General features: G+C 36.2%; 12 protein-coding genes. 11 read left to right on the forward strand and 1 reads right to left on the reverse strand.

Annotation, left to right across the window (positions count from 1 at the left end):
- The first annotated feature begins 4 nt into the window (after nt 1-4).
- The 4 genes from U8519_RS01735 to U8519_RS01750 all read left to right on the forward strand — a co-directional run bounded on the left by U8519_RS01735 (nt 5) and on the right by U8519_RS01750 (nt 3,348).
- Entirely contained in the window at nt 5-751 is a 747-nt protein-coding gene (locus U8519_RS01735; RefSeq protein WP_334328604.1) for a TraX family protein, read from the forward strand.
- Between the two features lie 66 nt (nt 752-817).
- Nucleotides 818-1,354: a phenolic acid decarboxylase gene (locus U8519_RS01740; RefSeq protein ID WP_334328605.1), complete on the forward strand. Its 537-nt coding sequence runs from the start codon at nt 818-820 to the stop codon at nt 1,352-1,354.
- Nucleotides 1,355-1,420: 66 nt separating this feature from the next.
- Nucleotides 1,421-1,951 carry a PadR family transcriptional regulator gene (locus U8519_RS01745; protein ID WP_334328606.1) on the forward strand — a complete coding sequence of 177 codons (531 nt, stop codon included), beginning with the start codon at nt 1,421-1,423 and terminating at the stop codon, nt 1,949-1,951.
- 290 nt (nt 1,952-2,241) lie between these two features.
- Nucleotides 2,242-3,348, forward strand: a complete 1,107-nt coding sequence (locus U8519_RS01750) for a lactate oxidase (RefSeq protein ID WP_334328607.1) — start codon at nt 2,242-2,244, stop codon at nt 3,346-3,348.
- 202 nt (nt 3,349-3,550) lie between these two features.
- Here U8519_RS01750 and U8519_RS01755 read toward each other — a convergent pair whose 3' ends face one another.
- Nucleotides 3,551-4,831, reverse strand: coding sequence for a glycosyltransferase family 2 protein (locus tag U8519_RS01755; RefSeq protein WP_334328608.1), 1,281 nt, complete (start codon nt 4,829-4,831; stop codon nt 3,551-3,553).
- A 165-nt stretch (nt 4,832-4,996) separates the two neighbouring features.
- On the opposite strand from U8519_RS01755, the gene U8519_RS01760 reads away from it, so the two are divergent.
- The 7 genes from U8519_RS01760 to U8519_RS01790 all read left to right on the forward strand — a co-directional run bounded on the left by U8519_RS01760 (nt 4,997) and on the right by U8519_RS01790 (nt 12,773).
- Nucleotides 4,997-5,602 (forward strand): TetR/AcrR family transcriptional regulator, encoded by a 606-nt coding sequence (locus U8519_RS01760; RefSeq protein WP_334328609.1) that lies wholly within the window; start codon nt 4,997-4,999, stop codon nt 5,600-5,602.
- Between the two features lie 21 nt (nt 5,603-5,623).
- Nucleotides 5,624-6,475: an aldo/keto reductase gene (locus tag U8519_RS01765; RefSeq protein WP_334328610.1), complete on the forward strand. Its 852-nt coding sequence runs from the start codon at nt 5,624-5,626 to the stop codon at nt 6,473-6,475.
- Between the two features lie 153 nt (nt 6,476-6,628).
- Nucleotides 6,629-7,132, forward strand: a complete 504-nt coding sequence (locus U8519_RS01770) for a DoxX family protein (protein ID WP_334328611.1) — start codon at nt 6,629-6,631, stop codon at nt 7,130-7,132.
- Between the two features lie 149 nt (nt 7,133-7,281).
- On the forward strand, nt 7,282-8,229 hold the full coding sequence (locus U8519_RS01775; protein WP_334328612.1) for a LacI family DNA-binding transcriptional regulator: 948 nt from the start codon (nt 7,282-7,284) through the stop codon (nt 8,227-8,229).
- 101 nt (nt 8,230-8,330) lie between these two features.
- Nucleotides 8,331-10,010, forward strand: coding sequence for an alpha-glucosidase (locus U8519_RS01780; protein ID WP_334328613.1), 1,680 nt, complete (start codon nt 8,331-8,333; stop codon nt 10,008-10,010).
- The gene (locus U8519_RS01785; protein ID WP_334328614.1) at nt 10,010-11,290 is read left to right on the forward strand and encodes an alpha-amylase family glycosyl hydrolase; all 1,281 of its coding nucleotides are present in this window, start codon (nt 10,010-10,012) and stop codon (nt 11,288-11,290) included. Before U8519_RS01780 ends, U8519_RS01785 begins: the two co-directional genes overlap by 1 nt.
- A gap of 163 nt (nt 11,291-11,453) precedes the next feature.
- On the forward strand, nt 11,454-12,773 hold the full coding sequence (locus U8519_RS01790; RefSeq protein ID WP_334328615.1) for an ABC transporter substrate-binding protein: 1,320 nt from the start codon (nt 11,454-11,456) through the stop codon (nt 12,771-12,773).
- Nucleotides 12,774-12,777: the final 4 nt, after the last annotated feature.

Raw genomic sequence — 12,777 nt, forward strand, 5'->3', positions numbered from 1 at the left:
TTTTATGCGAAAAATAACTTATGATCGAGAAATATTTAAATTAATACTAATGTTATTGATGGTTCTGGACCACATACCTTATTTCATTTCACCATACTTAGCGGATGCGTTTCATTTAATAACTCGTGTTGTTGCGGTGGGATTTGGCTACTTAGTTGTAGAGGGGCTCAGATATACTCACAGTAAACGGAGTTATTTATTCAGATTATCAAGTTGGGGAATATTTATGGCACTTGGTAATTTCATTATGAACCAATTTTTAAAACAAGACTACCAAATGTCAATTCTTGGAGATAATATTTTTGTGACTTTAGCGATTGGTGCGGCAATCGTGACACTATGGAATACAGAAACTAAACGCAATAAGTATCTTGCTTTTGCGTTATTGCTGATCTGTAGTCTGCCTATTTTTGAAGGTAGCTTCCTACTATTGCCATTCATGTTTATTACCAATTTGACTTATAACAATGTCAAAAAACGAGATCTATCATACTTAGGTTTAGCAGTTTTTATTGGCATCATTGAATTATCAATGACTATTCCAGTTATGGATACAGGCAATGTATTAGGTATTTTTGATGGAATTGCAATGAATGCCAGCAATATGTTTTTCATCTTGATCGTGCCCTTATTACATCTGTACAATGGCACACAAGGTAAGTACGCCAGGGATTTGAAGTATTTATTCTATGTTTTCTATCCAGCACATTTGTGGATCATTCATTTGGTTGCCAATTATTTAGGAAATTAATCGCTTGACTTTATGTCGTTATCGACATATACTAGTTTTTGTCGATAACGACATAGGAGAATAATTATGACAAAACAATTTAAAACTTTAGAAGATTTTTTAGGAACACATTTTATTTATACATATGAAAACGGCTGGGAATACGAATGGTACGCTAAGAATGACCATACTGTTGACTATCGTATTCACGGTGGCATGGTTGCCGGACGTTGGGTGACTGATCAAGAAGCAGATATTGTAATGCTTACAGAAGGAATCTACAAGATTTCATGGACTGAACCAACTGGAACTGATGTTGCGCTAGACTTCTTACCAAACGAGAAGAAGATCCATGGAACAATCTTCTTCCCTAAGTGGGTTGAAGAACATCCTGAAATTACTGTGACATATCAAAATGATCATTTAGACTTAATGCATGAATCGCGCGAAAAATACGAAACCTATCCTAAGTTGTTGGTTCCTGAATTCGCAAATATCACTTATATTGGTGATGCCGGAATTGATAACGAAGATGTGATCAGTGAAGCACCATACGCTGAACTTCCAGATGATATTCGTAATGGCAAATACTTTGATGCTGAATATAAGAGAACTAATAAATAATTTGAGATTCTTTAATAAGATGCGATAATATTCATGGTAGATTTAATAGAGATAGGGGATAAATAATTGCCTAAGAAAAGAGTTTTACCATATATATTATTGGGATTGATCAATAATCAAGCTAAGTTGACTGGCTATCAGATCAGCCAAGAATTCAATAATGAAATTGGCGAATTTTGGCACGCGTCCCATAGTCAGATATATCCAGAACTACAACGAATGATCGATGATGGATGGGTCATGTCGGATGAAGAAAGCTCCGACTCGAAATCCACTTATTACGTAATTACTGACAAAGGAAATGATGCTTTAAGTGAGTGGCTCAATGAACCACTATCAGAAAAAGATGATCTATTCTCATTGAAATTGTACTTTGTTAAAGATAAGCATGATTCCTTGATGAAAAAGCTTATACAGCAGCAGCTAAAGATCAATTCAGCTCATTATTCGCATTTGCTTGAACGAAAAAAATTACTTTTTTCGAAAAGCAGTGATATTGAATCAAGTTATGGTCATTATTTGATTTTAAGTAGTGCAATTGAGCGTGAAAGTAATCATATTAAGTGGCTAAACGATGTCTTAGAGGAACTCAAATAGTGCACAGTCTTACAAAATTGTAAGATTCAACTAACGATTCGGTTACATCGTCTATAATGTGTTTACTAAAACTATTATTAGCGTGATAATTAATGGTGGTAAATGAAATTTGAACATTTATCAAATACAAACTACATATCATATGCTAAATCCGTAACTCAAAAGCAGTTTTGAAGTCTGCCCGACTTCGAAGCTGCTTTTTTGACGTCCTGCCAAAGCGAGAAAGATTATTTGTCATTCTGTATAGCTTAGATTAAGATGATCGTGTTAAAAAATTGGAGGGCATTCAAATGACAGAAACTAATGGATATTTTCAAAATGATAATGAGAAGGAAATTAAGGTTTTAAATTTACCAAGTTTGGAAGCTGAGGCTGAAAAAATCATCCCTAAAGGTGGTTTTGGTTATATCAGTGGTGGTTCAGAAGATAATTGGACATTGAAAGCCAACACTGAAGCTTTTAATCATGTGCAAATCGTACCTAGAGTTCTAAGTGATATTGATGACCCACAAACTAATACAAGTATTTTTGGTATTGATGTGAAGACACCTATTATGATGTCGCCAGCTGCTGCACAAGGTTTGGCACACGCTAAAGGTGAAATTGATACTGCTGCTGGTATTGCCAAAGCAGGAGCTATCATGTCACAGAGTACTTATTCATCAACATCGATTGCTGATACTATGGCTGCCGGAAATGGTGCACCTCAATTTTTCCAACTTTATATGAGTAAGGATTGGAACTTCAATGAAAGCCTCTTGAATGAAGCTAAAAGAGTTGGCGCTAAAGCCATCATTTTGACATCTGATGCCACTGTTGACGGTTATCGTGAGTCCGATATTGTCAATGACTTCCAATTCCCAATCCCAATGGCTAACTTGACTAAGTTCAGTGAAGGCGATGGAAAGGGCAAAGGTATCGGTGAGATTTATGCCGCTGCTGCTCAAAAGATCAGTCCTGCTGACATTAAACGTATCAAGGATATCGCCGGCTTACCAGTTATTGTTAAGGGTGTTCAAAGTCCTGAAGATGCATTGCTTGCAATTGGCGCTGGTGCTGATGGTATTTATGTTTCAAACCACGGTGGTCGTCAACTAAATGGTGGACCAGCCTCATTCGATGTCTTGAGTGATGTTGCCAAGGCAGTCAACCACAAAGTTCCAATTATTTTTGATAGTGGAGTTCGTCGTGGATCACACGTCTTTAAGGCTTTGGCTAGTGGTGCAGATATGGTTGCCCTTGCTAGACCAATGATTTATGGATTAGCTCTTGGTGGTGCTGATGGTGTTTATTCAGTTGTTGAACATCTTAATGATGAATTCAAGACTGTTATGCAACTAGCTGGTACTAAGACTATCGAAGATGTTAAGAAAGCAAAGCTACTGAAAAAATTCTAGTTTGATTATTTGAAATACATAATTAAACATGATACAACCACCTTAGATCAAAGATTGAGGTGGTTGTTATGTTCAAATTAGCAATTTTTCAATTAATCAGTAAGAGCATCTTTGTTCCTAGTTATTATTTACCATGTTTGTTAGTAAGTATTTTAGCTGGATTCATGTTGTTTCTGTATTTTATGCTGAAAAAAAAGAGAAATTAAATTCTCTTAGTTTTTACCCAGCTATTATTCCTTTTTGATAGTCGAATGATTGATATCATTAAGCTTCCAAATAAGACAACATACATATATGAAACTAATAAAATAGCTTTGATTTTTTTAAAAATATTTAACTTCTTATTCAAGAAGTCGGTGTGGTCGATGATCACACCTTTTTTTTCGGTATTTTTTAGCTCTTTAACGTATAGTTGAGTGAATAATACTCCAAACAACAATCCAAGAATGGACAGGAATGCTAAATCAATAAATCCATTCAGTAGATCATGATCATCAAGAAAGAAGAACTTGATGGTGTAATAGATAATTGTAAAGTCAGATAAGAGATTCAATGCTGGAAAAATGAAGAACATTATCACGTCGTCTTTTTGCAAATCAGTCATGATCTTAGATTTGATAACTGGTTTAAGGTATTTCCAACAATTGAAGCCACCTTGTGCCCAGCGTGCTCTTTGTATGATTAGTTTTTTAAGACTAGTCAGAGCCTCTTGATCTACGTAAGCATTACCAATATAGGTGATCTTTAATCCTTGAAGTTTCATTCTTAAAGTAAGTTCATAGTCCTCTAGAAGGGCATTACCCCAGGGATGATCACCTAATTTGGAAAAGACAGATGAGGCACGGAAAAATTGTCCGTTTCCACAAAGAGCAGTGGCATCGATATTTGAACGGAACAATTGAGTTAAATGATTGATGACGAAGAATTCAATGTCTTGGAATGTCTGTAAAATTGACTTCGGTGCTTTCATCTTCACTCTGAGTTGAACGGCATCGACTGTACTATCACAGAAGGCTTGATTGAGTTCATCACCAGAGTTATAGCTCAAAACACCGTCTGCATCCATTACGCCAATAATTGTGTGTTTATTATCGTAACTTGATTCACTAATTATCTTTTTTATCATTGGAATAGCTGAATTCAATGCGTTTCCTTTACCAGTTTGGGCATCAGGTAAGGTTCTTTTAAGAATGGAAATAGGACCTGACACTTCATTAGCCATTTTGATAGTCTTATCAGTTGATGCATCGTCGATAACGATGATGTGTTGGTCGATATTGAGTTTTAATAAATGTTTCAAAGTATCTTGGATCACGGTTTCTTCATTAAGACAGGGAACTAGTATGATATAAAAAAATTTTTGATCGTTATTTTTGAGTATATTATTCGATTTTTTATGTTTAGACTTGTCATTAAAATAAGTAAAGATCATTAAGAAACATTGAGTCATGAAGACGATTAAAGCAATGATATAAAAAATCATAAAATCACCCCTTTGACGCTCAATTCTGACCAGTTATGCTTTAATAGGCAAGTAATAGAATCGTAATTGTATTGATATAATGTATGGTAAATAAATCTAGATGACTATTAGTCATTGACTTTAAGTCACTAAAGATATAATATATATTTCGAAAGGATGAGATCAATGTCAAAGAGGCAAGAACAAGCAAAAGCAACTGAAGAAAAAATCAAACAGACTACGATGCAACTGTTGGCGGATCACAATTTCAGTGATCTTTCGGTGGAAGATATCACTAACGCTAGCGGTGTCGCTAAAGGAACTTTTTATCGTTATTTCAAAAAGAAAGAAGATATTGTTTTAGCACTAGGATTGGAATCATTCTATGCTCTAGAAAGCGATGTGACACATCTTTCAACAGAGAATGTAGAAACCAAATTACGATATTACTTCGTTAATTTTATGCTCGTGATTGAGAAGAGCGGGATAGAACTAGCCCGGCAGTGGGTCAAAAATGTTGTTGATCCTGCAAAAACATCTAGTGATTTTATTAAATGGGATTTTGATATTGCATCTATTACCAGAATACTAAATGAAGGGATCAGTAATAATCGTTTGAATTCTGATACACCGGTTGATGTTCTCGCACGTATTCTAGGTACAGAACTATATGGGATGGTATCAGTTTGGTGTATGACTGATTCTAAATTCACTCCTAGTGAATGGACAGTGAAGTTTTGTGATGTTCAGTTGCCAGCTTTACTTGCTCCTTATTTGGTTTCAGCTAATTAATATAAGATAGGAGATTTATTAATGGATTACGTAACGTTAAATAACGGCATAAAGATGCCACAATTAGGTCTAGGTGTCTTCCAAGTTGAAGATCAAGAAATTGCTAAACAAACCGTATTAAATGGATTGAAGAACGGTTACCGTTTGATCGATACAGCGGCAGCTTATTTCAATGAAAAAGCCGTTGGAGCTGGTATCAAAGAATCCGGAGTCAAACGTGAAGATATATTCTTAACTTCAAAACTATGGATTCAAGATATGAGTTATGAAGCCGCTAAGAAGGGAATTCAAACGTCATTGGATAATCTTCAGACTGATTACTTAGACTTGTACTTATTGCATCAACCTGTTGGTGATGTTTATGGTGCATGGAGAGCTTTGGAAGAAGCGAATAAGGCAGGCAAGATTCGTGCTATTGGTGTATCTAACTTTGAACCTGCACGTTTGGCTGACTTCGCTCAATTTAATGAGATCAAACCGGCCGTTAACCAAGTTGAATTGCACGTCTTCAATCAACAACCAGCAGCAATTGACTACATGCATAAGAATGATATCCAACCAGAAGCATGGGGTCCATTCGATGAAGGTAAGCGTGGTATATTTACCGATCCAATTTTGACTAAGATTGGTGAGAAATATAACAAGTCAGCAGCCCAAGTTGCTTTACGCTGGCTATTGCAACGCGGAGTAGTGGTTATTCCTAAGAGTACCCATGAACAAAGATTGATTCAAAATATCGATGTCTTTGATTTTGAGTTAAATGATGCTGACATGAAGCAAATTTCAACTCTTGATATCGGACATAGTGAAATAGTTGATCATCATGATCCGGAATTTATTGAAAATATCATGAAATTAAAAGTTCACGAATAATCCCTTGATAGCAGCCTTTATGGCTGCTTTTTGTATATACAAATTTTAATTTTTCTAGAATAAATATGAATATTTTATATAAAAGAACAATTCTTTGTGTATATAATCTCAAAGTAGTATGATTTGTATATTGTCATGGAAGGGGCGATTAGGATGGTTAAATTTTTACGCAATAATAAATATGCATCGATTGTTTTGGCAATTATTAGAATCTATTTGGGATTTGAATGGGCAATCTCAGGATGGGGAAAGGTGACTGGAGGATTCTCAGCTCAAGGAATGTTGATGGGAGTCGTTAAGAACCCGGTTAAGGGACCCGAAGGAAATGTTCTCTATCCTTGGTTCAATGGTATGATTCAACATTTGATACTACCAAATAACGGTGCCATCAGCTTCATGGTTTCTTGGGGTGAGTTATTAGTTGGACTAGGACTTATCTTCGGATGCTTAACTACTGCAGCTACATTCTTTGCGATGATGATGAATTTCTCATATATGTTAGCTGGTACGGTTTCAGTTAACCCTGAATATATTTTCTTAGAAATGTTTATTATCTTCGCTGGATTCAACGCTGGAAAGATCGGTTTGGATTACTGGGTTATTCCTTGGATCAGGACACATCTTTTTAAACAAAAATCTGGGATTAGTTTTAACTAACTCATTGAAAAAAATAAGAGTTATCGTATCTAACTTATAGATATGATGGCTCTTATTTTCTTATATATAAAAATAATAATGAACAAGAAAGCGGTAATTGGTATAATTAAAACCATAAGGGAAATATATATTGAGGGAGTTGTAAAAAAATGGCGACACTTATGGATGTGGCGAAGCGCGCCAACGTTTCAAAAATGACAGTATCGCGAGTTATTAATCACCCTGATATGGTTACTAATGAACTAAAACAATTGGTCTATCAGGCTATGCGAGAATTAGATTATCATCCTAATTTAATCGCTAAAGCTCTGGTTAATAATTCTACGAGAATCGTTAAATTGTGTATTTTAGAAGATATAGATACAACTGAACCTTATTATATGAACCTAATGGTTGGTATTGCCAAGACCTTAGATCTACACCAATATTCACTGCAGTTAGTAACTCGAAGGAACTTTGATATTGGTAATTGTGATGGGTATATTATTACTGGTATGCGAAAAGATGATCTAGATTGGATCAAGAAGTTAGATAAGCCTGTTATTATGTTTGGTGAAAATCGCTATGGATTAGACTATGTTGATACTAATAACAAGGCTGGAACGTATAGAATGGCAAAGCTAGTTCTTGAGCGTGGATATGAGCATTTAGTTTATATTGGTATAGATAGCAAGGAATCATTTGAATATTCACGTGAAGCTGGTTATATTCAGCAAGTACAAGAGAACCAAATGATCCCAGAATTGTATAGATTTGAGAACCACAGTCATTTAGCAGAAGAGTTTATCACTGAGCATTGGAAGGAAATTGAACCGAATACGGCCTTTATTTGTGCTTCTGACCGCCTGGCAATGGGGATTGAACGGGGAATCGCTCGTTGCGGTGGTGATATACCTAATGATTATGGTGTCACGGGATTTGACGGAGTGTTCTTAAGTCAGGTAGCATCACCAAAGATAACTACCGTGAAGCAATCGATTATTGAGATGGGAAGTGCTTGTGGTGAGAATCTATTAGATAAGATAAATTCCAAGTCATCCCAGGGAAATTTGATTTTTGAACCTAAAATTAGTTTAGGTGGAACTTTAAGAGACTAAAAAAAGTTGTTATCGGTAACATTTGTGTAAGCCCTATTATTATTGGGCTTATTTTTTTATACTTGTTTGGAAGCGGTTACCAGTTAGGAGGTTTAAACGTAATGAAATGGTATGATAATGCAATTATTTATCAAATTTATCCGAAAAGTTTTCAGGATTCCAATAATGATGGCATCGGGGATTTGCCAGGGATTATTCAAAGATTAGATTATATTAAGCAGCTAGGTGTTAATACTATCTGGTTGAATCCGATTTTCGTGTCGCCACAAGTTGATAATGGTTATGATGTATCAAATTATTTCGCAATTGATCCGAGTTTAGGAACGATTGATGATTTTGAAAACCTTCTAAATGAGGCCCACAAACGAAACCTACATATAATATTAGACTTGCCGATCAATCACACATCTGATCAACATCCATGGTTTAGAGATGCCATTACTAACAAGAACAGCATCTTCAAAGATTATTATATTTGGGGCAAACAAGTTGATGGTCACGAACCAAATAATTGGGGTTCATTCTTTGGTGGCAGCGTCTGGTCTAAAGTCCATCCTGAAAGTGAATATTATTACTTCCATTTATTTGATAAAAAAATGCCTGATTTGAATTGGAAAAATGTTGAAGTTCAAAACTCAATGGCTGATATTGCTAAATTTTGGATTCAAAAGGGTGTCGATGGTTTTCGACTGGATGCTTTCATTCATATGGCCAAAGCTGATTTGAGGCAAATGGCATTGGATAATACAGAGAAGTTTCCAGTCGATGATACTTTCTTCGCTAATTTACCTGAAGTTAAAAAGTATTTAGGTGGTTTTGTCAGTCAAATAAAGAAGGAAAATCCTGACATATTCCTGTTAGGAGAAGCCGCATCAGCTGATGCCTATCAGGCAGCTGAATACACTCAACCAGATGAGGATGTTTGTGACATGATCGTATCATCTGATAATTTTGGTGAAGTATATGACAACAAGAATTATGGTGATATTCCTAAGTTCTTCAGACCACGCCAGTTATCATTGGACAGATTTAAGAAGACATTTATCAAGTGGGAGAGTGTTTTAGCCAATACTAGCTTTCCTGCTTTGACTTGGGGCAATCATGACATTAGTCGTTTTGTTGATCGCTTGAAATTACCGACGGATGATATTAAATTGAAGAAATCCTTAGCAATGATGATGTTTTTGCAACGTGGGATTCCAATCGTTTATTACGGTGAAGAATTAGGACAGCACGGACTAAGGTACAGCAAGTTAGCTGATTTCGATGATCAGAGAGCGATGGACCTTATCCAAAATTTGCGTTCAAAAAATATTGCCGATGATCAAATTCTTCAATTATTAAACGACCAAGATGAAATGACCGCGCGTGGGCCATTTCAATGGGATAATTCTGAATATGTGGGATTTTCTAGTGTACGTCCTTGGAACTGGGCTGAACACTCTCATGAGAATGCCTATCAAGAGCTGACTGATGAAGATAGTATTTTGAATTTTTATCAACGACTACTACGACTCAAGTCTGATGATTGTTTTACTTTAGGTAGTTATCGTTTATTAAGAACAGATGCTGATTTGTTTGCTTTTGAACGAAATACAAGTGACAAGTCAGGATTAGTAATAGTTAATTTTTCTGATAAGGAAGTTGATTATCAATTACCAACTGAAACTGACTATCACACAGCATTAGCAAATCAACAAATACAAATAGTCAATGGACGAGTTCATTTGGAACCATGGGGATGTTGTGCATTGATGAATAATAATGGGGGATTAGATTAATGGCTTATCAAACAAATATTAATCTTAGAAAAATACAAATTTATAGTGTTTTTACACGAAATCATACGCCGGAGGGAACACTGAAGGCTTTGGAGAGAGACCTTGAACGTATTAAGAATCTTGGTACGGATTATATTTGGCTTTTGCCGATCAATCCGTCTGGTGTTGTAGATCGTAAAGGTGCTCTAGGTTCACCATATGCTATTAGTGATTATCGAAAAATTGATAAGTCTCAAGGAACATGGGAGGACTTTGAACATTTAGTCAAGGCTATTCACGAGCATGGAATGAAGGCAATGATCGATATTGTCTACAATCATACTTCACGTGACTCAGTCTTACTTAAAGAGCATCCAGAATGGTTCTTGCACGATGACGATGGTAATTTGTATAACAAGAATCCGGAATGGAGCGATGTTGCGGAATTAGATTATTCTGTTAAGGGATTGTGGGATTATCAAATTGAAACTTTGAAGATGTATGCGAAGATCGTCGATGGTTTCCGTTGCGATGTTGCACCACAAGTGCCTATTCAATTCTGGGAAAAGGCTCGTCAAGAGGTTTCAAAAGTTAACGATAATATCTTATGGTTAGCTGAATCAACTGGTGGCGACTACATCAAGGCCATTCGTAATAAGGGATACTGGATCTCATCCGATGGTGAAATCTATCGTGCCTTTGATTATGCCTATGACTATGATATTGATCAAATTTATCGTAGTTATATTAGAGGAGAAATACCGCTGAGTCGATACGTTGAAGCATTGAATCAACAAGAGCTTATCTATCCAGCTAACTATATTAAGATGCGTGGTCTAGAGAATCACGATCAACCTCGGGCACATCACTTATTCCCTAATGAAAATGATTTGATCAATTGGACAGCCTTCTCAGCCTTCCAGAAAGGATCAACTTTGATCTATGCCGGTCAAGAAGTAGGTATGAAACACCAACCTGACTTATTTGATATGGATAAGTTAGACTGGAATACTGACTTTGATATTAGTCCGTTGATCAAGCGTCTGCATGAATTAAGTCAAGATGAGATTCAATATAAAGGTGCATACGATATTGAAGCTTTGGACGATGATGTTGTTAAAGTTACTTTTAAATTAGGCAAAAAAACACGTGTTGGAATCTTCACGTTGAAGGGCAAAGCCGCCCGTGTCAAAATGGACTTTCCTGATGCAAAATACACTAATTTAATTACTGAAAATAGCGTTGAAATTCATCATGGATTGTTGTCGATTGACTACGATCCAATCATAATCGAATATTAGAAAAACTCTGTAAGTCAAGCTAGTCAAGGGATTAGCTTGACTTTTTTAATTGGTATGGAACAATCTTGTTATCGGTAACATTCCGAAAACGCTTGCAAGAAACCGGTATCAGAACAATAATTATAACTGTAGTAAAGAAATTATTATATAGGGGGTCAAGGTAATGAAAAAAGGTTTCTGGAAACGTTTCGGAAAACGCGTTGCCGTGGTTGCATTAGCAGCTGGAGCAACTTTTACATTAGCTGCATGTAGTAGCGGTAGTGGTAGTAGTTCATCATCTTCTGGTGGTAAGACTAAGATCACTATTCTACAAGGGAAGGTCGAGAACAATAAGCAATTCAAACAAATTGCTAAACAATATGAGAAGACTCATAAGAATGTCACGATCGAAGTTACATCAATCGGTGGTGGTACAGATTATGATCCTGTCCTAAAGACAAGAATTTCTTCTGGTAACTCACCTACAATCTTTAGTTTGGCTGGTCCTGCCGATGTTAAACAATTCAAGGCATATGAAGCTGACCTATCAAACACAAAGACTGCTAAGGCCGCACAACCTGGTGTATTGAGTGCTGTTAAGTCTGACGGTAAGACTGTTGGACTTCCATTCAACGTTGAAGGTTATGGATTTGTTTACAACAAGAAAGTCTTTGAAAAGGCTGGAATCGATCCTGAAAGTTTGACAACTGTTGACAAGTTGCAAGCAGCTGTTGAACAATTGGATGCTCAAAAGGAACAATTAGGTATTAAGGGTGTATTCGCATTACCTGGTAAGGAAGCATGGATCATGTCTGATCACTTGCTAAACCTTTACTTAGCACAAGATTACAATGGTAATGCCCAAACACTTTACAAGTCAAAGAGCATGAAATTCTCAAAGAATGCTGATATGAAGACAATGCTTGATCTACAAAAGAAGTATTCAATCAAACCAGTAATGCAAATGGACTATTCAGCACAAGTTAACCAATACTTCTCACAAGGTAAGGCAGCCATGATTCAACAAGGTGACTGGATCTATCCTACAGTTGAAGGTATTGACAAGAACTTCGCACAAAACGATATTGGTATGATTCCTATTCCTGTACCTGGTGAAGAAGGTAAATTACCAGTCGGAACATCACTATACTGGGCTGTTAACAAACGTAAATCAGCAACTGAACAAAAAGCTGCTAAAGACTTCTTAGACTGGTTGTACACATCTAAAGAAGGTAAGAAAGCTGTTGTTAATAAACTTCACTATGTACCAGCATACAAAGGTTACGACAATTTGAAGATGTCAGACCCACTAACATCAGTAGTTTATGACTACGAACAAAAGGGTCAAACAACTGGATGGGCATTCCCTGGTTACACAGGTACTGCTTGGGATCCAGACGTTGCACAACCTAACCTACAAAAGTACTTATCTGGCAAACAAAGTTGGGATAAGACAGTCAAGAATATGACAGATGGCTGGGCAAAACAACAAAAGAGTAACTAGTTTG

The sequence above is a fragment of the Companilactobacillus sp. HBUAS59699 genome (genome assembly GCF_036913575.1).
Lineage (GTDB): Bacteria > Bacillota > Bacilli > Lactobacillales > Lactobacillaceae > Companilactobacillus.